General features: G+C 63.7%; 22 protein-coding genes and 1 pseudogene. 17 read left to right on the forward strand and 6 right to left on the reverse strand.

Features of this window, described 5'->3' with window-relative positions; genetic code table 11:
* Positions 1-410 precede the first annotated feature (410 nt).
* Both treZ and AC0L3P_RS13760 read left to right on the forward strand, forming a co-directional pair.
* A complete protein-coding gene (gene treZ, locus AC0L3P_RS13755; protein ID WP_473302312.1) occupies positions 411-2,222 on the forward strand; it encodes a malto-oligosyltrehalose trehalohydrolase in 1,812 nt (603 codons plus the stop codon).
* Positions 2,223-2,285: 63 nt separating this feature from the next.
* Positions 2,286-3,143 (forward strand): SDR family oxidoreductase, encoded by an 858-nt coding sequence (locus tag AC0L3P_RS13760; RefSeq protein ID WP_354204949.1) that lies wholly within the window; start codon positions 2,286-2,288, stop codon positions 3,141-3,143.
* 88 nt (positions 3,144-3,231) lie between these two features.
* On the opposite strand, the gene AC0L3P_RS13765 is transcribed toward AC0L3P_RS13760, so the two are convergent.
* Complete coding sequence (locus AC0L3P_RS13765) at positions 3,232-3,747, reverse strand: YciE/YciF ferroxidase family protein (RefSeq protein ID WP_354204951.1); 516 nt, start codon at positions 3,745-3,747, stop codon at positions 3,232-3,234.
* An 85-nt stretch (positions 3,748-3,832) separates the two neighbouring features.
* Between AC0L3P_RS13765 and AC0L3P_RS13770 the strand changes: the two genes are divergently transcribed.
* The 4 genes from AC0L3P_RS13770 to AC0L3P_RS13785 all read left to right on the forward strand — a co-directional run bounded on the left by AC0L3P_RS13770 (position 3,833) and on the right by AC0L3P_RS13785 (position 4,852).
* On the forward strand, positions 3,833-4,027 hold the full coding sequence (locus AC0L3P_RS13770; protein ID WP_275169405.1) for a hypothetical protein: 195 nt from the start codon (positions 3,833-3,835) through the stop codon (positions 4,025-4,027).
* A gap of 40 nt (positions 4,028-4,067) precedes the next feature.
* A complete protein-coding gene (locus AC0L3P_RS13775) occupies positions 4,068-4,331 on the forward strand; it encodes a hypothetical protein (RefSeq protein ID WP_473302241.1) in 264 nt (87 codons plus the stop codon).
* Positions 4,331-4,519, forward strand: coding sequence for a hypothetical protein (locus AC0L3P_RS13780; protein WP_473302242.1), 189 nt, complete (start codon positions 4,331-4,333; stop codon positions 4,517-4,519). The genes AC0L3P_RS13775 and AC0L3P_RS13780 overlap by 1 nt, the downstream gene beginning before the upstream one ends.
* 147 nt (positions 4,520-4,666) lie before the next feature.
* Positions 4,667-4,852, forward strand: coding sequence for a hypothetical protein (locus AC0L3P_RS13785; RefSeq protein ID WP_275169403.1), 186 nt, complete (start codon positions 4,667-4,669; stop codon positions 4,850-4,852).
* Positions 4,853-4,899: 47 nt separating this feature from the next.
* Here AC0L3P_RS13785 and AC0L3P_RS13790 read toward each other — a convergent pair whose 3' ends face one another.
* The gene (locus AC0L3P_RS13790; protein ID WP_354204956.1) at positions 4,900-6,687 is read right to left on the reverse strand and encodes a peptide ABC transporter substrate-binding protein; all 1,788 of its coding nucleotides are present in this window, start codon (positions 6,685-6,687) and stop codon (positions 4,900-4,902) included.
* Between the two features lie 391 nt (positions 6,688-7,078).
* Between AC0L3P_RS13790 and AC0L3P_RS13795 the strand changes: the two genes are divergently transcribed.
* From AC0L3P_RS13795 to AC0L3P_RS13835, 9 genes are all read left to right on the forward strand, one after another.
* Complete coding sequence (locus tag AC0L3P_RS13795; RefSeq protein ID WP_473302243.1) at positions 7,079-7,873, forward strand: MetQ/NlpA family ABC transporter substrate-binding protein; 795 nt, start codon at positions 7,079-7,081, stop codon at positions 7,871-7,873.
* Positions 7,874-8,009: 136 nt separating this feature from the next.
* Complete coding sequence (locus AC0L3P_RS13800; protein ID WP_473302244.1) at positions 8,010-9,044, forward strand: putative FMN-dependent luciferase-like monooxygenase; 1,035 nt, start codon at positions 8,010-8,012, stop codon at positions 9,042-9,044.
* Between the two features lie 47 nt (positions 9,045-9,091).
* Positions 9,092-9,718, forward strand: coding sequence for a CMD domain protein (locus AC0L3P_RS13805; protein WP_473302245.1), 627 nt, complete (start codon positions 9,092-9,094; stop codon positions 9,716-9,718).
* Positions 9,719-9,730: 12 nt separating this feature from the next.
* Positions 9,731-10,315 (forward strand): alkylhydroperoxidase domain protein, encoded by a 585-nt coding sequence (locus tag AC0L3P_RS13810; protein ID WP_473302246.1) that lies wholly within the window; start codon positions 9,731-9,733, stop codon positions 10,313-10,315.
* A 60-nt stretch (positions 10,316-10,375) separates the two neighbouring features.
* On the forward strand, positions 10,376-11,533 hold the full coding sequence (locus AC0L3P_RS13815) for an ABC transporter substrate-binding protein (RefSeq protein WP_275169398.1): 1,158 nt from the start codon (positions 10,376-10,378) through the stop codon (positions 11,531-11,533).
* A gap of 13 nt (positions 11,534-11,546) precedes the next feature.
* A complete protein-coding gene (locus AC0L3P_RS13820) occupies positions 11,547-13,370 on the forward strand; it encodes an ABC transporter permease (RefSeq protein WP_473302247.1) in 1,824 nt (607 codons plus the stop codon).
* Positions 13,370-14,203: an ABC transporter ATP-binding protein gene (locus tag AC0L3P_RS13825; protein ID WP_473302248.1), complete on the forward strand. Its 834-nt coding sequence runs from the start codon at positions 13,370-13,372 to the stop codon at positions 14,201-14,203. Before AC0L3P_RS13820 ends, AC0L3P_RS13825 begins: the two co-directional genes overlap by 1 nt.
* A complete protein-coding gene (locus AC0L3P_RS13830) occupies positions 14,200-14,940 on the forward strand; it encodes an ABC transporter ATP-binding protein (RefSeq protein WP_473302249.1) in 741 nt (246 codons plus the stop codon). Before AC0L3P_RS13825 ends, AC0L3P_RS13830 begins: the two co-directional genes overlap by 4 nt.
* 166 nt (positions 14,941-15,106) lie before the next feature.
* Positions 15,107-16,183 (forward strand): HoxN/HupN/NixA family nickel/cobalt transporter, encoded by a 1,077-nt coding sequence (locus AC0L3P_RS13835; RefSeq protein WP_473302250.1) that lies wholly within the window; start codon positions 15,107-15,109, stop codon positions 16,181-16,183.
* Positions 16,184-16,199: 16 nt separating this feature from the next.
* Here AC0L3P_RS13835 and AC0L3P_RS13840 read toward each other — a convergent pair whose 3' ends face one another.
* The 3 genes from AC0L3P_RS13840 to AC0L3P_RS13850 all read right to left on the reverse strand — a co-directional run bounded on the left by AC0L3P_RS13840 (position 16,200) and on the right by AC0L3P_RS13850 (position 20,217).
* Entirely contained in the window at positions 16,200-17,711 is a 1,512-nt protein-coding gene (locus AC0L3P_RS13840) for a helicase HerA domain-containing protein (RefSeq protein WP_473302251.1), read from the reverse strand.
* A 102-nt stretch (positions 17,712-17,813) separates the two neighbouring features.
* Positions 17,814-18,632, reverse strand: coding sequence for a CxxCxxCC domain-containing protein (locus AC0L3P_RS13845; RefSeq protein WP_473302313.1), 819 nt, complete (start codon positions 18,630-18,632; stop codon positions 17,814-17,816).
* Between the two features lie 520 nt (positions 18,633-19,152).
* A complete protein-coding gene (locus AC0L3P_RS13850) occupies positions 19,153-20,217 on the reverse strand; it encodes a ketopantoate reductase family protein (protein ID WP_473302252.1) in 1,065 nt (354 codons plus the stop codon).
* Between the two features lie 991 nt (positions 20,218-21,208).
* On the opposite strand from AC0L3P_RS13850, the gene AC0L3P_RS13855 reads away from it, so the two are divergent.
* Positions 21,209-22,291, forward strand: coding sequence for an alpha/beta hydrolase family protein (locus tag AC0L3P_RS13855; RefSeq protein WP_473302253.1), 1,083 nt, complete (start codon positions 21,209-21,211; stop codon positions 22,289-22,291).
* Between the two features lie 38 nt (positions 22,292-22,329).
* On the opposite strand, the gene AC0L3P_RS13860 is transcribed toward AC0L3P_RS13855, so the two are convergent.
* Complete coding sequence (locus AC0L3P_RS13860) at positions 22,330-22,809, reverse strand: MarR family winged helix-turn-helix transcriptional regulator (RefSeq protein ID WP_275169389.1); 480 nt, start codon at positions 22,807-22,809, stop codon at positions 22,330-22,332.
* A gap of 492 nt (positions 22,810-23,301) precedes the next feature.
* Here AC0L3P_RS13860 and AC0L3P_RS13865 point away from each other — a divergent pair.
* Positions 23,302-24,893: pseudogene (locus AC0L3P_RS13865) on the forward strand (porin).
* Positions 24,894-24,921 lie beyond the last annotated feature (28 nt).

Here is a 24,921-nt window from a genome sequence, read left to right on the forward strand (position 1 = left end):
GCCGCACGCCGGGATAAAATCTCAAACGCCCATCAGCAGGCTCGGTCTGACCGTGGACAACCTCTTGAGGCTCCACAGCTAGGCCCCCCGGCCCAAGGGACAACATCGGCCTCTGCCAACCATCTTCGAAATTCCAATTGCGCTTCCCCAACGGAGCGCAAATCCTGAATTCCGCACCGCAACAAACGTTCCTAACTTTCGCCACCGATCAGACTTTTTTCGTCCTCGGTCCAAAAGTGCACATAGAGCGTGTGCGCCGGGTGCGGCGCTCGCCTGAGGAACGAATGCCCGCATCTCGGCTTCATTCGTCCTGAGCATGCTTAAGCGATCGTAAAATCGAGCCTCGCGAAGCGTGTCGTCACTTCCAGCCATGCAGGTAAAGGCGGCCAGGTTTGAGTCACAGATTGGGAATGGCCGGGCAGGCGCGACACCACGGTCCTCGATGCCTCGATCACGGGGTCTGCTTCAATCTCTGGGCGCCGACGGCGCGCTCGGTCGAATTGCTCGAAGCCGGCCAGCCGCCCCGCCCGATGACGCGAGACGACGACGGCTGGTACCAGTGGTTGAGCCCCACCGCGCGCGTCGGCACGCGCTATCAGTTCAGGATCAACGAAGATCTGGTCGTTCCCGATCCCGCCTCGTTCTTCCAGCCCGACGACGTCGGGGCGCCGAGCGAGGTGGTCGACACCGCGGCGTTCCGGGATCCGGTGCTCTATCCCGGCCGCCCCTGGGCGGAGGCCGTGATCTACGAGCTGCATGTCGGCACCTTCAGCGAGGAAGGCAGCTATGCCGGCATCGAGAAGAAGCTGCCCTATCTGCGCCATCTCGGCATCACCGCGATCGAGCTGATGCCACTCAATGACGTCCCCGGCCGGCACAATTGGGGCTATGACGGCGTGCTGCTGAATGCGCCAAATGCACGCTACGGCAGGCCGGAAGACCTCAAGCGGCTGTTACGCGCGGCGCATGCCCTCGACATCATGGTCTATCTCGATGTCGTCTATAACCATTTCGGGCCGCAGCTGAACTATCTGCACCTCTATGCAGAGAGCTTCTTCACCGCGCGCCACAGCACCGGCTGGGGGCCTGCGGTCAACCTCGAGGGACACGACGGCGCGTTCGTGCGCGAGTTCCTGATCGAGAACGCGTTGATGTGGCTGCGCGACTATGGCTTCGACGGCTTGCGGCTCGACGCGGTCCATGCCCTGAAGGACGATTCCGAACGCCATTTCCTGGTCGAGCTTGCCGAGACGGTTCGCCGTCAGCTGCCGGGCCGGCGCGTGCATCTGATGCTGGAGAACGAGGCCAATCAGGCCCGCCTGCTCGACCGAGCGCAAGGACCAACCCGGCTCTATGATGCGCAATGGGGCGATGATTTTCACAACGCGCTCCACGTCCTGTTGACGGGCGAGGACGAAGGCTATTATCGCGCCTTCGCCGACAGGCCGCTCGAACATCTCGCGCGAGCGCTCATTGAGGGCTTTGCCTATCAGGGCGAAGTCTTTCCGCTGCATGACGCACCGCGCGGCGAGCCGAGCGCGCATCTGCCGCCCGAGGCCACCATCTTCTTCGCCCAGAACCACGACCAGATCGGCAACCGCGCGTTGGGGGAGCGGCTTTCAAGACTGGTCGGTGCGGAGAAACTGGATCAGGCCATGGCGCTGGTTCTCTTGAATCCGCATATTCCGATGTTGTTCATGGGTGAGGAAGCCGCGGCCGAGACGCCGTTCCTGTTCTTCGCGGATTGGTCGGGCGAAGCGGCCGAGCTGACGCGGGAAGGGCGGCGCAAGGAGTTTTCTCACTTCAAGGCATTCTCGACGCCTGACATGCGCGCCAGGATTCCGGATCCGTGCGATGAAAAGACCTTCGAGGCATCGAAGCTCGACTGGACCGGCATCGATCGCTCTCCCGCCAGCGCCAGGTTTCGCGGCCTGACAGCCCAATTGCTGAAGATACGGCGCGAGAAGATCGTGCCGCTGATCAAACGGGGTTTCGTGTCGGCTGATTGCAAGTTGCTGGGGGAGGACCAGCGCAAGGGCGGCCTGGATGCCCGTTGGCGGACGGAGAAGGGAGACATCTTGCAGATTGTTACCAATTTCGCCGACCGCGAACTGCCCATGCCGGCACTGGTTGCGGGCGAGAGCCTATGGCGATTGGGTGCCGGCGACGCGCCAGCCCTATTGCCGAACGACATCATCGTGCGGCTTGGCCAGGAGGCGTGATGGAACGGCGAGGAACGCTTCCGAAAGCTTTCCGTTAGCGGAGCAAATCTCTGGAGCCGCTTCATGACCGAATATCCAAAGCCGCCTTATCCTCCGCAACAGCAACCGATGCCCGGTTCGACGCGCGCGATGAATCCGCGACCGGATCACGGCGAGGAGAGTTATAAAGGCGCCGGGCGCCTGGCCGGAAAGAAAGCGATTATCACCGGAGGCGACAGCGGCATCGGCCGCGCGGTCGCGATCGCCTATGCCCGGGAAGGCGCGGACATCGTCGTCGCCTATTTGAACGAGGACGAGGATGCCGCCGAGGTCAAGGCGCTGGTGGAGCGCGAGGGACGCAAGGTCGTCCTGATCCCCGGTGACATCCGCAATCCCGATCATTGCCGCGCGATCGTCGCCCGCACCGTCCAGGCGTTCGGCGCAATAGACATCCTCGTCAATAACGCGGCCCATCAGGACACGTTCAAGGAGATCGCTGATATCAGCGACGAGGAATGGCAGCGGACGTTCGAGACCAACATCCACGCCATGTTCTATCTCACCAAGGCTGCGGTGCCCCACATGCGCCCGGGAGCGGCGATCATCAACACCGCGTCGGTGAACTCCGACATGCCGAATCCGACCCTGCTCGCCTATGCGACGACCAAGGGCGCCATTCAGAATTTCACCGGCGGGCTCGCCCAGATGCTGGCGGCGAAGGGCATTCGGGTCAATGCGGTCGCCCCGGGGCCGATCTGGACGCCGCTGATTCCGTCGACCATGCCGGAGGACAAGGTCAAGAATTTTGGCAAGCAGGTGCCGATGCAGCGGGCCGGCCAGCCGGCCGAGCTCGCGACCGCCTATGTCATGCTCGCCGATCCGCTCTCGAGCTACACATCGGGAGCAACCCTGGCGGTCACCGGCGGGAAGCCGTTCATCTGACCGAACGTGCAACGAGAACGTGGCAGCTCCGCGAGCGGGGCCGCCACGTCCAGTACTTCACCAGCACGTCTTAACTGGCACGTCTCGATCAAGCGGCGCTGGACGCCTTGGCATTGACGCCCTTGCGAAGCGCTACGGTATTCAGCTTGGTGTTGGCGGCCTTCTCTTCGTTCAGGTTCGTCGTGAGGAAGCGCACGATGTCGTCGTGCCCGAGTTCCTCCGCCCATGCGATCAGCGTGCCGTAGCGGCACATTTCATAATGCTCGACGGCCTGTGCGTTGGCCACGATCGCGGCGTCGAGCACGGCCTTGTCCTCGATCTCGCCGGCGGTCTCGTCGGCCTCCTTGATGATGCCGTCGATGGCGGGACAGTGCGTTCCGCTGGGCTCCTTGCCGAGCTTCGCGAACACCTTGCCGAGCCTGTCGACCTGCTTGTTGGTCTCTTCCAGATGAGCTTTCAGCCCGGCGACGAGGTCTTTGTTCGTCGCCTTGTCGATCATCTTCGGCAGCGCCTTGAGGATCTGCTGTTCCGCGTAATAGATATCCTGCAGGCCGTGCAGCAGCAGGTCTTCCATCGATTTGATATCCTTGGTGAAGAATCCCATAAATGATGTCTCCTTTCACAATGATGGAACTGGAACGCCGCAAAGCCACGGCTGTTCCATCCCCGGACCAGATCAGGAGAGCCCAATGAGCGATGGAGTGGATCATCTTGCGGGCCTGCTCGGACGAGCGGCGATGGACGTGTGGGGCGACATGCCGCGCGACATCCAGGAAGCGCTGTTCGAGACTGCCATGAAGGGACGTGCCGCGGAACGGGAAGAGCTTGCGCGGCTGCTGCACGAGAGGCATCCCCGTACGCTTCATCCGGCGCGGCCGGGCTGAGTCGCGGCAGGAACGATCGGGCAAGAAGCCGATTTGTAAAATGTGGATGCGCGGCCAACGGGATTCGACGAAGTCCGCGAGCCGTAGCTCCGCCCAGGATCAAATCGGTGAGTCGATCGGCGTGACTGAAATGATGATCGGAAAATGGTACGACCCGATCTCCCAGAGATGGATCGTGCCGCGCGAGGCGCGCCCGGTGGCGGGCTATTCGCAGTCGAACCCGGAGAAAGGGCCAGAACCCCGCGCATCGGGCGATGCGGAGCGGATCTGGGACCTGTTGGTCGATTGCTGCGCGCGCGGGTGATGTCCGAGCCGCACATCACCACTTCCTCTGTCGGCAATTCAAAGAGTGATGACATAGACCGCGAAGGCAATGATGAGTGCCAGGCTCACGACGGCGGTGCCGATCAACATCTTGCCCATGGCGCGTCCGTGCTGTCTCGCCGCGTCAATGCAACAGTCGTCATTTTCGTTCCTGAACGGCTCTGCTGAAGCAGCTCGAACTGTTCACATGTGAACAAAGTGCGTCGGTACCAAATGGCTTGAACTATATCATTTGATATAGATATGGCTGCGCTCGCTCTTATCATTGGCCATCCAGAAAGGCACCGCATCGTGCCATGACATGGAGATCCGATCGTGCTCAGGCGGCATCGCGTTCAGCAAACCACCACGCTTCAAGAGCGGCTTGCGGAGTTCACCAGGACCATCCGTGAGAAGGCCGAGTCGTTGCCCGACGGCAAGGAGAGGGATGAGCTGATGAAACGGCTGAGAAGCGCCGACACGGCGTCAAACCTCGACCGCCAATTCGCGGGCAGGGATTGAGCTGGTGGTCTGCCGAGACGGAGATCGAGCGTTCAGCCTCTCCGGCGTCAGCTGCGGTACCAACCCGCCAGATTCCAGGTCGTAACGTCCCATCCCGACATGTCCACCATGAGGTCGTTGACCCCTGCGTTGACGATGTTGCGGGATAGAAGCGGCAGGAACACGTTAGCCTCGCAAAAGGTTTCGTCGACCTTGATCAGCAGCGCGGCGCGCTTGACCGGATCAAGCTCGTTCTGCGCGGCCTTGTAGGCCTTGTCGGCCTCGGGATCGGACCAGCGCGAGACGTTGCGGCCGAGCCATTTGTTGTCCTTGTTGGAGATTTCCCAGGAGACGCACTGGTTCAGGAAGCGCTCCGGGTCGGGCTGCGGCTGCGTGGTGTTGTACATCTCCATATCGGCATAGAATTTCGAGTAGGTGTCGGGGTTGCCGACGTCGGACGAGAAGAACACCGATGCCGTGACCGCCTTGATTTCGATCTCGATGCCGGCCTTCTGGCAAGCCTGCTTGATGATCGCCTGCGTCTTCTGACGCGGCGCATTGGTCGAGGTCTGGAAGACGAATTTGAGCTTCTTGCCGTCCTTCTCGCGGATGCCGTCCGCGCCCTTGGCCCAGCCGGCTTCATCGAGGACCTTGTTGGCCTTGCCGATGTCGAACTCGTATTTCAGCTTCGGCGACTTGAACTGTTTGGGTGCGTTGACGAAGCTCGCGGTGGCGACGCCGCCGCGCCCGTAGATGAACTTCTGGATCGACTCGCGGTCGATCAGCAGGTTCATCGCGCGGCGAACGGCGGGATCGGACAGCGCCGGGTGCTTGGTCTTGGGGCTGGAGCGCTCGCCGTCCACCTCGGTCCACGGGTCCGTCGTGTTGAGGATGATGAACTCGACGTTACCTGAGGGCGTGACGTCGAGCTTGCCCTTGCCGCTGGCCTCCATGCGTTTGAGGACCTCCTCCTCCACCTGCATGTTCCAGGCATAGTCATATTCGCCGGTCTGCAGCACGGCGCGCGCCGCGGACACCGCATCGCCGCCGCCCTTGATCTCCAGCGTGTCGAAATGCGGCTGGTTCTTGACGTGATAGTCGGGATTGCGTTCGGCCCGGATCAGGTCCCCGGGCTTGAACTCGACGAATTTGTAGGGACCGGTGCCGACCGGCTTCAGATTGCCAGGCGCTTCGCGCGACTTCGCACCGACATAGTCGCCGAAATGATGTTTCGGCAGGATCGGACCGACCGAACCGACGAACGGGTCGGCCCAGAACGGAGTCGGCGCCTTGAAGAGCACCTTGACGGTGTGGTCGTCGATCTTCTCGACCGTGATGTCTTTGTAGGATCCGGTGGTGTACGCCGCTGTGGCGAGATCCGAGGCGTATTGCCAGGTGAAGACGACGTCATCGGCGGTGAAGGGCTTGCCGTCGTGCCACCTCACGCCCTGCTTCAGTTTCCAGGTCACGCTCAGGCCGTCCGGCGAAAGGCCGCCGTTCTGCTTGGATGGGGCCTCGGCCGCGAGGCATGGGACGAGGTTGCCCTCCTTGTCCCAGCCGGCGAGCGGCTCGAAGAAGACGCGCGAGGCGATCTGATCCTTGGTGCCGAGCGCGAAATGCGGATTGAGCAGCGTCGGAGCCTGCCAGAGCAGGATCTTGAGCGGGCCGCCGCCCCCGGCCTTGGTCGGCTTGTAGGGCAGCGTGGCGTCCGCCATCGCCACGTCGTTCCAGACCAGGATCTGGCTCGCGACCGGCGCTGCGATCCCGATCGCAGCCATCGTCTGCATGAACGAGCGTCGCGACAGCTTGCCCTGCTTCACCTCAGCGATGGACTTGCGGATTTCGTTCTCGTTCATCGGATGATCCCCACTTCACAGACAAGTCGTCACCGGCCAGGGCCCATCATGTTTCATCATGGGCGAGGCGGCAATGCCGACAGGGTCAGAAAACCCTGCGGCGAAATGACGAACGTGTGGGGGAGGTTTGAAGCCCGGATGGAGCCGAGCGCAAACCAGGATAAGTCCTGCCGCGCAGGCGGCGTCCCGAGTCGGGCTTCGCTCCATCGGACTACGGGCAACGATCCGTGCCGTTTTGCCGTGATGCGCCTCACGCTTGCGCGGGTGCATTCGTTCCCCACATGCGATCGAACGGAGAAGTGTCGTCCGCGTCAGCCGGCCAATATGGATTTCCATTTCATTGATTTCGCCTCGCGGAGAAGCGAATACGGTTCCAATTATTGCCCGAGTCATGGAGACCAAGATGTCGTTCCGTTCCACCCTGATCCTCGCGACCGTGCTCGCCGCCTGGTCGGCCGCCGCTTCAGGCGAGAGCATCAAGATCGGCGTGACGCCGGGGCCGCACGCCCAGATCTTCGAGGCCGTGAAGCCGATCGCGGCCAAGCAGGGTCTCGACATCAAGCTCATCGAATTCTCCGACTACGTCGTGCCGAACGCCGCGCTCGATGCGGGCGAGATCCAGGCCAATTCGTTCCAGAACCAGCCTTATCTCGACAACCAGAAGGCGGACCGTGGCTACAAGATCGAAGCCGTCGGCCTGACCGTGAATTTCCCGATCGGTGTCTATTCGAAGAAGCACAAGGCCTTCGCCGACATCCCGGAGGGCGGCAAGGTCTCGATCCCGAACGATCCGACCAATGGCGGCCGCGTGCTGCTGCTCCTGCGCGACAAGGGCGTGATCAAGCTGAAGGACGGCACCGGCTTCAAGCCGACGGTGCTTGATATCACCGAGAATCCCAAGAAGCTGAAGTTTATCGAGGTCGACGCGGCGCAGGCGCCGCGCGCGCTCGAGGATGTCGACGCTGCCGCGATCAACACCAATTATGCAACCCAGGCGGGCCTCGATCCCGTCAAGGATCCGATCCTGCGCGAGGACCCGAAGGGTCCCTACGTCAATCTCATCGCCATTCGCACGGTCGACAAGGACAAGCCCTGGGTCAAGATCCTCGTGGACAGCTACCACACGGCGGAGGTCAAGGAGTTCGTCCTGACCAAGTTCAAGGGCGCGGTGCTGCCGAGCTGGTAGGCAGTCTGCCTAGTCAAAGTCCAGCTCAGGGCGATCCCGGCGGGCAGCCTTGCGTACTAGCCCTGCACAATGCCCGCTTGTCTGGAGCTGCGGCAACCGACATCATCGGGGCCCATCCTCGTCCGACAGGGGTCGTATGAAACGCTTAGCAAACCTGAAACGCCTGGGGTTTTTCACGCGGCTTCTCGACGAGGCCCCGCCCGCCGACCGATATCGCTTCGCGGCCGAGCAGATCGTGCGCGCCGAGAAGGCGGGCCTCGATTCCGCGTGGATCGCGCAGCACCATTTCCACGAGCGCGAGGGCGGCCTGCCGTCGCCCTTCACCTTCCTCGGTTACGTCGCAGCCCAAACCTCGCGCATCCGGCTCGGCACCGGCATCGTCACCTTGCCGCTTGAGAATGCGGTGCGCGTGGCCGAGGACGCCGCGGTGCTCGATCTGCTCTGCAACGGTCGCTTCGAGCTCGGTGTCGGCACCGGCGGCAATCCCTCGGCGTTTGCCGCGTTCGGCCTCGACAGCGCCCAGCGCAACGAGATCTTTGCGCGCAATCTGGAGGTCGTCCGCACGGCGCTGGTGGGCAGGCCGCTCGACGGTGGCGACACGCTCTATCCGCAGCGGCCGCAACTGGACGACAGGATCTGGCAGGCGACGTTCTCTGTGGCGGGCGGCGCGCGTGCCGGCAAGGCGGGCGATGGCCTGTTGCTGTCGCGCACCCAGCCCCGGACTAAGGAAGCGCCGAAGGCAACGCTGGCCGAGATTCAGAACCCGGTGATCGATGCCTATCTCGAAGCACTGCCGCCGGGACGCGAGCCCCGCATCATGGCTTCGCGCACCATCTTCGTCGCCGACGACCGCACTGAGGCGTTGCGCCTTGCCGATATCGGGCTGCGGCGCGCGCTGCCCCAATTCCTCAAGGGCGGCCACGCCAAGCCGGGCGAAACGCTGGAGGAGATGATCGCGGCGTTCGACACCCATGTCGGCGCGGCCGACGACGTCATCGCTTCGCTCCGCGCCGACGCCACGCTGGAGCGGGTGACCGATCTCGTCTTCCAGGCGCATTCGGTCGATGCCCCGCATCCCCATATCCTGCGCTCGATCGAGCTGGTCGCGGAGAAGGTCGCGCCGGCGCTGGGCTGGGCGCGGACGGCGCCCGGCGTGGCGCTGGCGGGATAGTCGGAATGAACGGAATCGCGTTGCACCAGGCTGCAAGAGGCTCAATGATGGCTACGAAGCATATCATCGACACCCTCGCGGGGATCGAACCGGGTTCGGCGCTCGATACTATTCGCGCGCGACGCCTGCAGGCGCGCGACAACGCGCAGCAGAGCTATCTCTCTCTGTTCGAGCCGATCGACGCCAGTGACTTCTCGCTCGTCGAGCGCGCCGCAGTCGCGCTCTTCGTGCTCGGCCTTCACCGCGAGCCGACTGTAGCTGCCTTCTATCGCGCGAAGTTAGCTGCGATCGCCGACGGCGCGCGCTTGGTCGAGGCGATCGAGTTTGAAATCGTGCGGGGCGAGACCTCTGGCCCCTACGGTGCCTTTCCGGCCGGCCCGCTGTCGGTCGAGAACAAGGCGGGCCTGATCTACCGCGTCAGCGCGGAGCGCAAGGCCGATCTCGGGGGCCGGCTCGTTGCGGCGTTCGAGCATGCGCATCTGCTGGTGTTCCGCCCGCGCGATGCGGCTGCGGCCGACATGAAGGCGCTGCTAGCCGCCGGCTGGTCGAACACCGGCATCGTCACGTTCTCTCAGCTTGTTGCGTTCCTGTCGTTCCAGGTGCGCGTCGTCACCGGACTGCGCGTGCTCGGTGCCTCGCTCGGGCGCACCGCGAACGCCGCGGTCGGCGCGTAAGGAGGCTGCATCATGAGCGCTGCAAGCAATGTCAATTCGCCCGTGGTCTTCACCCAGGATGAACTGGGCTGGGTGTCGTGGATCGATCCGCTGCCCGAAGCCGAGCTGACCGAGCGGCATTTCGCCGGCCTCGTCGATCGCTCCCGTTCCAAGTCCGAATATTTCCGCCTGCTGGTGCGCGATCCCGAGGTGCTGGAGGCCCGCACCAAGACCGACAAGGACATCTTCTACAATGTTGCCGACGGCCTGCCGCGCGCCGAGCGCGAGCTCGCGGCAGCTGCGACCTCGCGCCACAACGGCTGCATCTACTGCGCCTCCGTGCACGCGCGTTTCGCCAGCACCTATTCCAAGCGCCGCGATGATGTGCAGCGCCTGCTCAACGAAGGCGTTGGCGCCGATCTCGGCGAGCGCTGGAATGCGGTCGTCAAGGCCTCCGTGGCGCTGGCTGCGACGCCGATCGCGTTTGGCCCGGACAATGTCGATGAGCTGCGCCGTGCCGGTCTCGACGATGCGGAGATCGTCGACGTCATCAACGGCGCGTCGTTCTTCAACTGGGCGAACCGGCTGATGCTGTCGCTCGGCGAGCCCTCGAAATAGGCAATCTCACCGGCATAGAAATTGCTGGTTGTTTCAACACCTGACAGGATGGAGCCGTCCATGAGCAACATCGATCGTCGTACCCTGGTCAAGGGCTCGCTTGCCGCCATGATGGCGGGAGCAGCCTTCTCGCGCGCCGCCTTCGCGCAATCGTCCGAACCGATCTTGCTGGGCGTCAGCGGTCCGTTGACCGGGCCGAACGCACAATATGGCACGCAATGGAAGCAGGGCTTCGATCTCGCGCTCGACGAGATCCAGGCCGCGGGCGGCATCAACGGCCGCAAGCTCGCCTATAGTTTCGAGGACAGCCAGAGCGACCCGCGCCAGTCGGTGGCGATCGCCCAGAAATTCGTCTCCGATCCCAGGATCGTCATGGAGCTCGGCGACTTCTCCAGCCCCGCCTCGATGGCGGCCTCGCCGATCTATCAGCGCGGCGGCCTGGTGCAGTTTGGATTTACCAATTCGCATCCCGATTTCACCAAGGGCGGCGACTTCATGTGGAGCACCTCGGTTAGCCAGGCCGACGAGCAGCCGCTGCTGGCGGCCTATGCCGTGAAACGTCTCGGCCTGAAGAAGCTCGCCGTGCTGCACCTCAACACCGATTGGGGCCGCACCAGCCGCGACTATTTCGTCAAGGCCGCGAAGGAGCACGGCGCCGAAATCGCGGTCACCGAAGGCTACATCGCGGAGGAGCGCGACTTCCGCTCCACGCTGGTGCGTGTCCGCGACGCCAATCCGGACGGGCTGATCCTGATCTCCTATTATTCTGACGGTGCGCTGATCGCGCGTCAGGCACGCCAGGTCGGGCTGAAGCAGGTGATTTGCGCCGCAAGCTCGGTCTACTCGCCGAAATTCCTGGAGCTCGGCGGGGAGGCCGTCGAGGACGTCCATGTCGGCACGCGCTACTTCCCCGAAGACCCGCGCCCCGAAGTGCAGACGTTCATCGCGGGCTTCAAGAAGAAATACAACGGGGTGGAGCCCGACGCGTTCAACGCCTACGCCTATGACGCGATGAACATGGCGGCCGCCGTCGTCAAGATCGGCGGCACCGACCGGCGCGCGATCCGCGACGCTTTTACGAAAGTGAAGGATGTCTCGAGCGTGATCTTCGGCAAGGCGACGTTCGACGTCGAGAGCCGGCGCGTCAAGGGCGCCATGAACGCCGAGCTCGTCGTGCGCAAGGGCCAGTTCGCGCTCTGGGACGGCAAGCCGACCTGAGGGGATCTCCTGCGTGTCTTCCTGGCTCGACTACACGATCAACGGGCTGATCGTCGGTAACGTCTACGCCCTCGTTGCGGTCGGGCTCGCGCTGATCTTCGGCGTCAGCCGGCTGATCAACTTTGCGCAAGGCTCGATCTACCTCGTCGGCGCCTATATCGGCTGGGTCGCGGTGGTGCAGCTGCATACGCCGCTGCCGCTCACCATCATCGTGGTCGCGGTGGCGGCGGCGCTGGTTGGCCTGATCATCGAACGGTTCGGCCTGCGTCCGCTGCAGAACTCGGTGCGTATCGCCCCGCTGTTGGCGACCATCGGCATCAGCTTCGTGCTCGATCAGCTCGTGATGCTGACGTTCTCCCCCAATCCGCGCGCTCTGCCGAGCCAGCTGCCAGACGTCCGCTTCCAGATCGGCGGCGGCACGATCGGACCGCTCGATCTGCTCATCGCTGGCGTCGGCATCACCAGCGCACTGCTGCTGTTCGGGTTCCTGCGCTACAGCAAGCTTGGCTGGGCCATCCGCGCCACGGCCCAGGATCGCGACGCCGCGATGCAGATGGGTGTCGACGTCAACCGCGTCAATCAAGCCGTGTTTGGCATTGCGGCTGCGCTCGGCGGCGTTTCCGGCCTGCTGGTCGGCATGTACTACAACCAGATCGACACCGCGATGAGCCTGCAGGCGACGCTCAAGGGCGTCGTCGCCGAAGTCGTCGGCGGCGCCGGCAACGTGCCGGGTGCGGTGATCGGCAGCCTGCTGCTGGGATTGGTGGAGAGCTACGGCGTCGCCGTGTTCGGCACCAGCTACCGCAATCTGTTCGCGTTCCTGCTGCTGGTCGTGGTGCTTGTGCTGCGCCCGAACGGCCTGTTCGCCAGCGCGCGGCAGGCGCCGCCCGAGCCGCTCACCGGCACTTTCATCGCGCCGAGCCGCCCGGTGCGCATTCCGCGCTGGGCTCTGCTGATCGCTACCGCCGTCTTCGCGATCCTGCCGTTGTTGCCGGTGTCGTTCTACGTGCTCCAGACCCTGATCAACGCCTGGCTGCTCGGCATGCTCGCGCTGAGCCTCACGCTAGTGGCGGGCACGATCGGCCAGGTCTCACTGGGACACGCCGCGCTGCTCGCGATCGGCGCCTACACCTCCGCGCTGCTGTCGCTCACCTTCTCCGTTCCCGTCGGCCTCGCCATCATCGGCGGCGGCCTGATGAGCGCGGCGCTCGGCACGGCGCTGATCTCGCCGTCGTTTCGCCTGCGCGGGCATTACGTGTCGATCGCGACGCTCGCGATCGGCGAGATCGTCTCGCTGGTGATCCTGAATTGGGAGAGCGTCACGCGCGGCCCGATCGGCATCTCCGGCATCCCGCCGCTGTCGCTGTTTGGCTATGAGCTGGTCAGCCCGATTTCGATCTACTGGTTCAGCTTCATCGCGATGGTCGTGCTGGCGCTGCTGCAGGGACGCCTGCTCGGCTCGCATCTCGGCCGCAGTTTTCGCGCCATCCGCGATGACGACATCGCCGCGCGCGCCTATGGGCTCAGCCTAAATCGCTACAAATCGCTGGCCTTCATCTTCGGCGGGTTCGCGGCCGGCGTCAGTGGCGGCATCGCCGCGCATCTCTATTCTTACATCAACCACGAGACCTTCAATACGCAGCAATCCATCCTGGCGCTAACGGTGGTGATCCTCGGCGGACTCGGCAATGTCGTCGGGGCCATCGTCGGAGCGGTCGCGCTGGTCGGCCTGCCGGAAGTGTTCCGGATCGCGGCGGAGTATCGCATCCTGATCTACGGCATCGTGCTGCTGCTGCTGGTGCGGTTCAGGCCGCAGGGCCTGCTGGGGACGATGTGATGGGCACGACCATGCTGTCCCTGCGCGGGCTGACGCGGCGCTTCGGCGGCCTCACCGCGGTCGACGCCATCGATCTCGATCTCGCCAAAGGCGAGCTGATCAGCATCATCGGCCCGAACGGGGCCGGCAAGACGACGCTGTTCAATCTCGTGACCGGGCTTGATCGGCCGGACGCCGGGACGGTTCGCTTCGAAGATCAGGACATCACGGGTTTCTCGCCGGAACGGCTCGCCGCCGAAGGCATCGCGCGCACGTTCCAGCTCGGCCGCGTCTTCGGCAATCTCAGCGTCATGGACAACGTGTTGATCGGTGCCCACACGCGGCTACGTGCGGTCAGGCCGGCGGTGCCGGTGATCGGCCCGCTGCTGGAATTGGGGTTGGCGCTGCTGCGCCCTGCTAGCGTCAAGGCCGAGGAGGAGCGGCTGCGCGAGGATGTGAAGGTCATTCTCGCGCGCTTCGGCGAACGGCTGCTGCCGCGCATCGACCAGCCGGCCTACAGCCTCTCTTACGCCAACCGCCGTCGCGTCGAGATCGCGCGCGCGCTCGCGCTGAAGCCGCGCCTGCTGCTGCTCGACGAGCCGACCGCCGGCATGAACCCGACCGAAACCACTGAGATGCAGGGCCTCGTCGCCGAGCTGAAGGCCGAAGGACTGACGATCTTGCTGATCGAGCACAAGCTCGAAATGGTGATGCGCCTCTCCGATCGCGTCATCGTCATGGACGAAGGCAAGAAAATCGCGGAAGGTCCGGGCGAAGCGGTGCGCGGCGATCCCAAGGTGATCGAGGCCTATCTCGGCCACGGCCTGACAACGAAGCAGGAGAGCGCGGCATGACGAACACGCCGCCCGATGCGCTGCTGGCGCTTACCGACGTCAACACCTTCTACGGTCAGGCCCAGGTGCATTTCGATCTGTCGATATCAGTTCCGCGCGGCCACATCGTCTGCCTGCTCGGCGGCAACGCCAGCGGCAAATCGACGACGATGAAGATCATTTTGGGCCTGGTGAAGCCGCGCTCGGGCGATGTGACTTTCGACGGTGCCTCGCTGCTCGGGCTGACCACGCCGCAGATCGTCCGCCGCGGCATCGCCTCGGTGCCGGAGGCACGGCGCCTGTTCGCGGATATGAGCGTGCGCGAGAACATCCTGATGGGCGCCTTCGTCCGCGATGACCGCGAGGCGATCACGCAGGATCTCGACAAGATGCTCACGCTGTTCCCGAAGCTCGGCCAGCGGCTATCGCAGCGCGCCGGTTCGCTCTCCGGCGGCGAGCAGCAGATGGTCGCGATGGCGCGCGCGCTGATGAGCCGTCCCAGGATGATCGTGATGGACGAGCCGACCATGGGGCTGTCGCCGCTTTATGTCGACCGCGTGCTGGAGCTGATTCGCACCATCAACCAGGAGGGCGTCTCGGTCTTCATGGTCGAGCAGAACGCCAGTCTCGCGCTCGAGATCGCGCACGAGGCCTATGTGCTCCAAACCGGCAAGATCGTTCTCTCCGGCTCCGCCCGCGCGCTGAAAGACGATCCCCGCATCCGCGACGCCTATCTCGGCGGCTCCGAGGCGGCGTGATGCAGTGCGCCGACGTCTCCTCATCGTCATGGCCGGGACAAGCCCGGGCATGACGACCTCCCGCAAATCCGCATATGCGATCATCAGGCGGCCGCCGGGTCTGGTCAGTATGACCATCCTGTGAAAAGATCATACCGCTCGTGCGTTGGTGCGTGCAGCGGACGGAATGATGGTCGTGACGAAATTATCTCTGCGGGCGGTCGAGCCCGGAACGGTGCTGCTGTTCGGCGGACTGATCGCGGCCAACATCGGGACGTGGACCTGGGCCTTCGCGGCATTCGGTGACAGGCCGACGGTGATGGCGACCGCGCTGCTCGCCTGGGTGTTCGGCCTGCGCCACGCCGTCGATGCCGACCACATCGCTGCCATCGACAATGTCGTGCGCAAGCAGATGCAGGCAGGCGGCGCGCCGCGCAGCGTCGGACTCTATTTCGCGCTCGGCCATTCCACAATCGTCGTGATCGCGACCATGCTGCTCGCGCTCGGCGTCGTGAGCCTCGGTGGCGACAGCCTGCTCAAGGAGATCGGCGGCTTCATCGGCACGTCGGTGTCGGCGCTGTTCCTGCTGGTGATCGCGGCCATCAATCTCGTCATCTTCGTCGGCCTGTGGCGGACGTTTCGCGCGGCACGGGAGCGGGGGATTCACGACGCGGAGGGCCTCGATGCCCTGCTTGCCAATCGCGGCCTCTTGGCGCGGCTGCTCGGCCCGATGTTCCGCCTGGTGACAAAGCCCTGGCACATGTACCCGCTCGGCTTTTTGTTTGGGCTCGGCTTCGACACCGCAACCGAAATCGGCCTGCTCAGCATCTCCGCCGGCGAAGCCGCGCGCGGCGCTTCGTTTGCCGATGTTCTCGTTTTCCCCGCGCTGTTCGCGTCGGGTATGGCGCTGGTCGATACCGCCGACTCGGCACTGATGGTGAGCGCCTATCGCTGGGCCTTCGTCGATCCGCTGCGCAAGCTCTGGTACAACCTCACGATAACAGGGGCTTCCGTGGCGGTGGCGCTGTTGATCGGCGGAATCGAGGCGCTCGGGCTGATCGCGGACCAGCTCAGCCTGTCCGGCGGCGTGTGGGCACTGGTCGACGCACTCAACGACTCGCTCGCCAATGTCGGTTTCGCCGTGGTCGCGCTGTTCGCGATTGCATGGCTCGTCTCGGTCGTGCTCTATCGGCGCATGTTTGGGGTTGAGCGGCGGCGCGCGGCGGATGCGCTTGTCGGCGCCGATGCTACCGAAGCGGCCTGAACGACAATCCGCTGGCTCAAGCCGACGCCGCGCTCGCGACCTGCTCTGCCGGCAGATCGTCGGCATTGGGATCGCCCGGCGCGGTGGCCCAGGCGAGCTCCACCAGCGTCACGATCCGGCGGCCGGCGCCGTCGAGCTGACAGACGATCAGGCCCTGCTCCTCCATGTAGCCGAGCAGGCGTTGTGCCCGGCGCAGCGAATGCGAGCCGTAGGCGCGGGCGATCGCGGCGTCGCCGGGGCAGGGCCAGCCTTCCTTCGCGGCACGCGCGATCATCATGAACACGCCCTGCATGTCGTCGGGCAGGATCGAGGCGCGGAGCGATACGTCCTGCCAGGCGTCGTCCTCGGCGTGCTCGGCGCCGAGCCCGGCGCGTGCGCGTGTCAGCATGCGCCGAAATTCGGTGAGGTCGGGCACCGCCGAGCCGAGGCCCTCGATGCGGCAGCGGACCACGAACTCCTGGTAGAGCACGCCGACCGCGCGGAAACCGGCATCGGGCGCGGCGAGGACGGCACGAAGGGTCCGATCCACGCGCTCGCGCCGCTCTGCGAGTTCCGCGGCACTGACCGGGACCTCGATCATTTCGGGGCCGATCTCCGGTGCCGCAGCCTTTGCGGCGCGGAGCTGCTCGAGCAGATCGGGCGCGGGCCGGCGCTGCGGCCGGCTGGCATCGGGCGGCGGCGCTGCCAGGATCACGGCGCGCATATTTTCGAGCGTGGCCTCGGGCATCGGCATCAGCCGCGGCGTGGAATTGCGCGGCTGGGTTTCGGTCGCGCCGATATTCAAACGCAGGGGGCGTCGCGACAGCGCGGGGCCGAGCGCCATGAATTGTCCGCGTTCGAGATCGCGAAAGGATTCGGCCTGCCGCCGCTCCATGCCGAGCAGGTCGGCGGCGCGCGCCATGTCGATGTCGAGAAAGGTGCGGCCCATCAGGAAGTTGGACGCTTCGGCCGCGACGTTCTTGGCGAGCTTTGCCAGCCGCTGGGTCGCGATGATCCCGGCAAGCCCGCGCTTGCGGCCGCGGCACATCAGATTGGTCATCGCGCCGAGCGACAATTTTCGCGCTTCATCCGAGACTTCGCCCGCGACCGCAGGCGCAAACAGCTGCGCCTCGTCGACGACCACCAGCATCGGATACCAATGGTCGCGGTCCACGTCGAAGAGCCCGCCGAGGAAGGCCGCGGCGCGGCGCATCTGGTTCTCGGCGTCGAGCCCTTCGAGGTTGAGCACGGTGGAGACGCGATGCAGCCGGGCGCGCTCGCCGACAACCTGAAGGCCGCGTTCGGTGTGATCCTCGGCCTCGATCACGAGATGGCCGAAATGCTCCGCCAGCGAGACGAAATCGCCTTCGGGATCGATGATGGCCTGTTGCACCCAGGGCGCGCTCTGCTCCAGCAGCCGCCGCAGCAGATGTGATTTGCCGGAGCCCGAATTGCCCTGCACCAGGAGGCGGGTCGCCAGCAGTTCCTCGAGGTCCATGGCCGCCGCGGCGCCCGCCGTGGTCTGCCCCATCTCGATCGCAACCGTCATGCCCGACTCAAGTCCCATCATTCGCGGAGAGGGGCTTATCAACCCGGCCGCGGCGCGTCGAGCGCCACGGCGAGAATCATGCGTCGTTGCCCACGGCGGAGTTCAGGCGTGATTCGATTGCCGTAGAAGTGCGGGCCGATAGGGGGCTTGCGGATCGTCGTCCTCGTTCTCCGGGATGGCGCAGGAGCCGAACTCCTGCCTGATCCGCTCGATCTCGGCGATGCGCTCGTGCAGCCGCTGCAAATGCTCCGGGGATTTCGCCCGCCAGAATCGAAATGTCTCGGCCGTGAGCGGCAGGAACGCGGTGCCGAACAGCGTCGGCTCGGGAACGACGGTGCGCCCGAGCAGCAGGAACCGGTCGGCGCCGGAGACGACGAGGGTCGCGTAGCCGCGGTTTCCGATTCGGCTGATCCCGTTCAGCGACCATTCGGCGAGCTTGCTCAAATAGGGCTCCTCGCGCCAGCGATCGCGGCAATGATCATCGACGGTCACGTTCACGGCGTCCTGGCTGAAATGCACGATGATGCCCGACTTCGCCGGAAACCAGTCGTCGTCGAGATGGCCTTGCAGCCAGGCGCAGACGAATGAACGGCACATCTGGGGACGGCGCTCGTAGATGGTGCAACCCGTGTCGGCCTGCCAATGCCCGCACAGCTGGTTCACCGGCTTGTCAACGGCGGCCACTTCGAGGATGTCGCAGCAGGCATTGCACGAGCCGCATTCCCGGGCAGGCTGGGTTGTCCTCGTCGGGCCGGTTCCGCGAAAACCCTGGCCGTCGCGGACCAGCAGCTTCTGCTTCTCCATCGCGTTCAACGCACGTTCGATTTTGAGACGAGACAGTCCGGTGGCGTCGATCACGCCCTTCATCGTCGTCGCGCCTGCCTCTACTGCGCGGACGACGCTCAGCATCGCCTGGTCCATGACTTCTTTTTCTGCAATTGTTCTGGTCTGGACTCCGATCGCAGGGGAGACTGCAAACCCTGTCTGAAAAACCCTTGAAAGACAGCTTACTTCCAAAGCTATCTTGCTCAGCACTGGCCGCGAGACAAGACAACGAGCCTGCCGCGCGCGCATGCGGCGTTTGCGCAAATGAAGGATCTCGCCCGAAGCGCGCGACCTCGGTTGAGCGCGCGGCGGACAAGAATTTGTGCGCTTTGGTTCAGTTCGAGCGGAAATGCCGCATTTTCACGCTGCGCCACGTCGAGACATGACCGGCAACATGGCTCTCTGTCATTCAGACGTGATATTTGCGGGTGAAAGCAGGAGGGAACTGAAAGCGACACGATCGCGTGATCGACGAGTTGCGATCACGCCTGTTGAGTTTGAATCACACCGGGAACAGTGCCGCGCGAGATGATTTGCGGGTAGGGCATGGTGACGCTCAGCCCCGGTGTCCTGGGAGCGCAAGCGCCGACGCGTCCGATGGCGATGGAAGCGCCCGTTACAGCGCGCCCGATCCGCCCTGCACGATCTTCTCGTTGAGCTTCAGGTCCACGGTCTCGACCGTGCGGTCGATCTCTGCATTGGGCGCGCCGAGCTGATGCGAGATCAGCTTCACCAAGAGGTCGACGCGCTCGATGAAGGGCGCGCCGCCCGCCACCGCGCGTGCGGCCGACGACGGCTTCAGCAGGCTCTCGGCAGCCTTGGCGTATTTCGCGAACGGCACCTGGTCCTGCGGATCGGCGCCGAGACGCCGGGCGATGGCGTCGACATGCTCGTAGATCGTCTGGGAGCGCGCGAGATCACTGTGCACGGCGTCGCGGATCGACTGCGGCTCGTGCGGGGTGATGCAGCGGTAGTTGCCGGTCAGCAGCATCGACCATTTTGCCAGCGGCACGAACAGAGAATCGAACACCTTCAGCTTCACCGGCACGTCGTGGCCGTCGAGCGTCACCGCGTCGATGTCGGCTTCGAGCTCGCGCAGCACCTTGTTGTGCGTCTCGTCGGCGAACACGGATGCCTTGAAATTCGTGGGCAGGCCGACGTGAAGCACGTTCGCAGCCTCTTCCGGCGGACGGAACGCCTGCGGGTCGGGCGAGCACAGGGTCACCAGCCCGGGCTCGAAGCGCTCCCACACCTGCGCATTGGTATAGGCCTCCTCGAGATCCATGTCGGCGAGCGAGGGGATCCGCTTCAGATAGGGCAGCGGCGGCATGTTCATGATCGACAGGCACGGCAGCTTCGCCGCGGCGATCCTGACCATGAGAACGCGCACCGTGTGGTTGGTGTATTGCGGCTCCTGCATCGCAAGGCCGACCATGTCGTAACGGGACAAGTCCACATTGGCCGGCGTCACGGCGTCGAGCTTGCCGGGCAGGTCGCGCGAGAAGATGGCGCGGTGAACCGCCTCGTCACGCAACTTGATGCGCACCTCGGTCCCCTCGCGGTTGATCAGCTCTGCGGTCTTGGTGCGGCAGACCAGGGTCACGTTGTGCCCCGCCATCAGCAGCTTGGTGCCCAGCAGGGAGCCGTAGGAAGCCCCGAGAATCAGGATGTTACGCGCCATGTCTCGTCCCTTTGACAAATTGTGCGATTTTTGAGCCCCGGCCGTCATCCGCGGCGAGTTTGGCGGGCATGTAAGGCAAAGTGCGCGGGAATGGCAACTGGGATAATGGATACAACGCGCACAAGGCGCGGCAAGCGGCGCGGCGTGGTGCTTGACGCCAAAAGCGAGCCGACGCCTGACCGGCGACGGGTCCTGCCGGTGCTTGAGTTGCTCAAATAACTGGCTTACCGAAGTAGAGAATGTTGTACGTTGTCGATCGCCGGGGCTCGCCCAGAACGCGATTATACCTCGTCACGTCTCGCGCGCCGGGCGCGGATGAGCGCCTTCGAGGATTTGTCGCGCCGGTTTTCCTGCGGCACTAACAGCCGGAAAGTCCCTTTGGCGAAGGCCGTCGGCATCGATCAGGTGGCAACCCGCCGCATATTTTATCGCTATCGTGATGGGTGGCACGCCGGATCGGCGTCATCAGGAATTCATGATGGAAGCCGACACAGGCGATGGGTTTTCCGTTACCGAATGAGCTCCAATTTTAGTCGTCCACAGCAACAAAAAACGACAAACGCGGGACAGCAAAAAATGGCAGAGTGGTGCGGGGCCTAAACTGTGTATCAGCAACGGAGCTGAGGTATGACGATTGAGGGGAGCCCGCGTGGACTTTGTATCGAGACCGGCTCGTTTGAACCAAACATCGTTTCGGCCGGTTTTCGTGCGGAGCCAACACCGAATGATCGTCAGCCTCGGGGCGCCGCCGCGCAGACTGAACCGGACACTGGCTATTGTGACCTTTCGCTGCGCGCCCAAAGGGCCGGGAAAGAGATCAAAGCACGTTGCACCATCGGCGGACACAAGCATGACGATCGCGATCATGCCCGCCCACGATCGTACCTTGTGCATGGCGCTGCGCTGAAAGCGAAGCCGGCAAATCCTTGCAATTCAAGTCTCTGGCAGTCCCTGTCCGGGCAAGCGTTCACGGCGCCGTTAGGGGACTGACATGGATGGTGCTCATTCGTCTCGCTGCTCGCGCGACGGCGCGGGTAGCAATCTGGCACGCTTGCGCAGTCGCGCGTCGGAATTTTTCGAGAACCTGTCCGTCACGGAACTTGCGCGTGAGGCGCACAGGCATCTCTGGGTTTCAGAGTGGTCGAGGATTGCTGACGACTACCGGATATTCGCCGAATCCGCGCGGGACGCTGGCTCCGTCTGGATTTCACGCGAGGCGTGGCTGTGCTCGCTGACAGCCCTCGAAATCGCACGAAGTCTGTCTTGTCTGGAAGATTCCACGCGCCTCGACCTCGCAGACAAGGCCGGGATCGGCCTGAGAGGCTTCGAGGATGATGCCGGTCAGGTGATCGAGCGCGTGAAGATCGATGGCTTCGATCAAGAAGCGTTGACGGGCCTCTTTTTGCCCGCTTGTCGTCGTGAGCGTGGGGCACCCGCACTCATCTGCGTCGGTGACGATGAGGGCTCCTTGGCCTCGATGATGAGCCGATTGTGGCCGGCCGCACTCTGCCGGAATGTGTCACTCCTGCTTGTCCATGCCCGCACTTCAGCTGCTCGTCGCTCCTTCAAGCCGGAGCACGTCCTGCAGTGCTGGCTGGACTATCTGGAGGCTCGGCCGGATGTCGATGGACAGCGGATTTCGGTCTACGGCGAAGGGATGTGCGCCAGTGATGTATCCCGCCTCGCCTTATATGATCGCAGGATAGCTGCCGCGGTGTGCGATGGCGGCCTTTTGGCGTCGGTCAAGCGTCGTGCGTCGGTTCACTGGATGACCGGCGCCGAGCAGACGGTCCGTGACGGGGCCTCGACAGGCTCGCTGCTGCCGTCGCGTCAAATCGCTTGCCCGCTGCTCATGGTCGTCGGGAGCCGCTCGATGGTCCGGGAAGCGGAGGCTCTCGAGCTGCAGGCCGGTTATCGGCACGCCGGAGCCGATTGCTCGGTCGTCGTGCCAAACCGGATCCCGTACCCGTTGGGCGAGATCGAGAATTTCATCTCCGTGGACGATTTCATCTTCCAGTGGCTGGACAGCAAACTCGGAACGGCCGGTCGGATCGATCCCGTAACCTACCTCTAGGCGTGACAGACGCACATTCCACTCAGGACATCGGAAGATCAGGACACATCGATCGCCAGCAATCGTGCAGCCAGCCGGGCATTCTTGGCAATCGTCGTGAGCGCATCATTCAGGTCTGTCAGGGTCTTCTCGTCGAGCTCGTTGAACATGGTCGAGTTCAAGGCAAGCTTTCTCTTGGAGAGCTTTTCGATCTCCGTGGTCGCCTTTGCGGTGAGCGACATCAGGACGAAGCGCGCGTCGTCCTCTGCAGGCCGCCGCGACAGGAAGCCGCCCTTTTCGAGGCTCTTGGTCTGGTTGGTCACGAAGGCCGGGTGGACGCGCAGCTTGTTCGCGATGTCGATTCCGGCGACACCTCGCCCTTCGTCCAATTCGGTGATGGCCATCAGGATCAGCCACTGCGGCTCGGTAATGCCCAGCAGTCCAGCCCAGCTGGTGTGGATGTCCTCCAGCTGGGAATGAATTTCGACGACGTTCCAGATGAAGTCCGTAATCGCCCTGTCGAGTTTCTTCTCGATCATGTGGCTCCCTCCCCGTTTATCCCTTGCCTATCTTTAATGGGATATCTTGGAAGCGTCTCGAAAATCGCGCGCCGGCCAAACGGAGGTACCGCGCGGAAGAAATCGTAGGCAAAATTATTACTTGCAAAGAACAATTAATTTTATTATCGACTATCGTGCTCTATTTCGCTTTCTTGACCCACTCGATGGACAGCGATGCGAGACCTCCAAGAAGCCCTCGGGATGCCCCCTGAGGGCTTTTCTTGTTTCACGCAACGGCTCTTCTGGCCGCTGTTGCTCTTAGGACACATCGCGGCTCGAACTGTCGATTCATCAAATCAATAAATTGAGGCAGTTGTTTTTATAAACTATATGTGAAGCCACGACGGAGGGGGGGCACCTCACTGTCGTTTCAGTCCGGACCTTCGTGCGGATCTGAATTGAGCGAAATTGAGAGGGTAAAGCGGCTTCCTCCGGGAGCCGAGCCCCCTGAACCGACCTGGAGGTTTACTAATGAAGTTGACGAAGACACTCTTTCTCGGCTCGGCTGCCGGCCTGATGGCCGCATCCGGAGCGTTCGCTGCCGATCTCCCCGTGAAGGCCAAAGCGGTCGAATACGTAAAGATCTGCTCGCTGTACGGCGCCGGCTTCTATTACATCCCGGGCACCGACACCTGCATCAAGCTCGGCGGTTACATGCGCGCTGACGCCGTGCTGGGCTCCAACTCGGACTTCAATCCGAACCAGGGCGGTACTGCCGGTGCTCGCAACCGCATGATGAACTACTACACCTTCCGTTCTCGTGAAGACCTCAACATCGACACCCGCACTGCGACCGAGTACGGCGTGGTCCGCACCTTCTTCGACGGCGTCTTCACCTGGACAGCGGCAATTACACCCCGACCGGTTCGGCAACGGGTGGCACCCAGTACAGCGGCGCGCTCGGTCTCAACGCCGCGGGCACCGCCCTCGTCGGTTCGAATGGTAGCGGCAGCGTCAACGGCACCGACGGCAACACCTCGGCCGGTGCGCTCGGCGTGTACTATGCCTTCATCCAGTTCGCCGGCTTCACGATGGGTAAGGCCGTGTCGCAGTTCGACGCGCCCTGGACCAACTATCCCGGCAACATCACCGACAACCTCGTCGGCGGCAGCGGCACGGTCACTGGTGTCAACCAGTTCACCTACACCGCCGACTTCGGTCAGGGCATCACGGCAGCGTTCTCGGCTGAAGACGTCTCGGCCTACTATCAGGCCGGCAACCTCAACATGAGCGGCGCGACCGCGGGCGGCATGATCGGCGGTTCGTACGGCACCAACGCCATCGGCGGCACCCGTTCGCCGAATCTCGTTGCTATGGTGCGTGTCGACCAGGCTTGGGGTCTCTTCCAGGCGTCGGTGGCTGCGCATGACAACCACGTTGGTTACTACGGCGCGACCGAGCCGACTGGCCACCCCGACGACAAATGGGGTTGGGCGGTTCAGCTCGCTCTGTCGATCAAGAACATCCCGACCGGCGCGGGTGACACGATCAACATCCAGGGCGTCTACACCGACGGTGCGACCCGCTACAACTTCCAGAATCTGTCGGGCAGCTCCTATGCGCTGTACGGCAACTCGGGCATTGCTGGCTCTTACGGCAGCATCGGCTTCGCCAATGCTCCCGACACGGTGTTTGTTGGTGGCGCGACGCCGAGCCAGCAGGAAACTGTGAAGACCTGGGGCTTCCGCGGCGCCTACACCCACAACTGGGATCCCAACTGGAACTCCGCGCTCTACGGTGCCTACGCTCAGGCCCAGTTCGGCACGCTGGCCAAGACCACCCTGTGCGGTGCTGGCGGCGGCGGCGGTGTGTTCGGCGGCCTGGCGGGTGTGACGGGTTGCAACCCGGACTTCGCGATCGGCCAGCTGGGTGTCGTCACCCGATGGACCCCGGTCAAGAACCTGACCTTCTCGGCTGATGTCTCCTGGACCCATCTCGACCAGAAGTACTCTGGCACGGTTGGCATCTCCCCGTCGGCCACGACCGCCAAGCCGGCCGCGGTCTACGAGCTGAAGGATCAGGACTCGATCGCCATGATCCTCCGCGCTCAGCGCAACTGGTAAGATCTGTCGAAACACATCAACGAACACC

This window comes from Bradyrhizobium sp. WSM4874, from assembly GCF_055811835.1.

Excerpts from the sequence above, each read along its gene's own strand:
- treZ (WP_473302312.1), top strand. The coding sequence starts at position 411 with ATGGCCGGGCAGGCGCGACACCACGGTCCTCGATGCCTCGATCACGGG.
- AC0L3P_RS13760 (WP_354204949.1), top strand. The coding sequence starts at position 2,286 with ATGACCGAATATCCAAAGCCGCCTTATCCTCCGCAACAGCAACCGATG.
- AC0L3P_RS13765 (WP_354204951.1), bottom strand. The coding sequence starts at position 3,747 with ATGGGATTCTTCACCAAGGATATCAAATCGATGGAAGACCTGCTGCTG.
- AC0L3P_RS13770 (WP_275169405.1), top strand. The coding sequence starts at position 3,833 with ATGAGCGATGGAGTGGATCATCTTGCGGGCCTGCTCGGACGAGCGGCG.
- AC0L3P_RS13775 (WP_473302241.1), top strand. The coding sequence starts at position 4,068 with ATGTGGATGCGCGGCCAACGGGATTCGACGAAGTCCGCGAGCCGTAGC.
- AC0L3P_RS13780 (WP_473302242.1), top strand. The coding sequence starts at position 4,331 with ATGTCCGAGCCGCACATCACCACTTCCTCTGTCGGCAATTCAAAGAGT.
- AC0L3P_RS13790 (WP_354204956.1), bottom strand. The coding sequence starts at position 6,687 with ATGAACGAGAACGAAATCCGCAAGTCCATCGCTGAGGTGAAGCAGGGC.
- AC0L3P_RS13795 (WP_473302243.1), top strand. The coding sequence starts at position 7,079 with ATGGAGACCAAGATGTCGTTCCGTTCCACCCTGATCCTCGCGACCGTG.
- AC0L3P_RS13800 (WP_473302244.1), top strand. The coding sequence starts at position 8,010 with ATGAAACGCTTAGCAAACCTGAAACGCCTGGGGTTTTTCACGCGGCTT.
- AC0L3P_RS13805 (WP_473302245.1), top strand. The coding sequence starts at position 9,092 with ATGGCTACGAAGCATATCATCGACACCCTCGCGGGGATCGAACCGGGT.
- AC0L3P_RS13810 (WP_473302246.1), top strand. The coding sequence starts at position 9,731 with ATGAGCGCTGCAAGCAATGTCAATTCGCCCGTGGTCTTCACCCAGGAT.
- AC0L3P_RS13815 (WP_275169398.1), top strand. The coding sequence starts at position 10,376 with ATGAGCAACATCGATCGTCGTACCCTGGTCAAGGGCTCGCTTGCCGCC.
- AC0L3P_RS13825 (WP_473302248.1), top strand. The coding sequence starts at position 13,370 with ATGGGCACGACCATGCTGTCCCTGCGCGGGCTGACGCGGCGCTTCGGC.
- AC0L3P_RS13830 (WP_473302249.1), top strand. The coding sequence starts at position 14,200 with ATGACGAACACGCCGCCCGATGCGCTGCTGGCGCTTACCGACGTCAAC.
- AC0L3P_RS13835 (WP_473302250.1), top strand. The coding sequence starts at position 15,107 with ATGATGGTCGTGACGAAATTATCTCTGCGGGCGGTCGAGCCCGGAACG.
- AC0L3P_RS13840 (WP_473302251.1), bottom strand. The coding sequence starts at position 17,711 with ATGACGGTTGCGATCGAGATGGGGCAGACCACGGCGGGCGCCGCGGCG.
- AC0L3P_RS13845 (WP_473302313.1), bottom strand. The coding sequence starts at position 18,632 with ATGGACCAGGCGATGCTGAGCGTCGTCCGCGCAGTAGAGGCAGGCGCG.
- AC0L3P_RS13850 (WP_473302252.1), bottom strand. The coding sequence starts at position 20,217 with ATGGCGCGTAACATCCTGATTCTCGGGGCTTCCTACGGCTCCCTGCTG.
- AC0L3P_RS13855 (WP_473302253.1), top strand. The coding sequence starts at position 21,209 with ATGGATGGTGCTCATTCGTCTCGCTGCTCGCGCGACGGCGCGGGTAGC.
- AC0L3P_RS13860 (WP_275169389.1), bottom strand. The coding sequence starts at position 22,809 with ATGATCGAGAAGAAACTCGACAGGGCGATTACGGACTTCATCTGGAAC.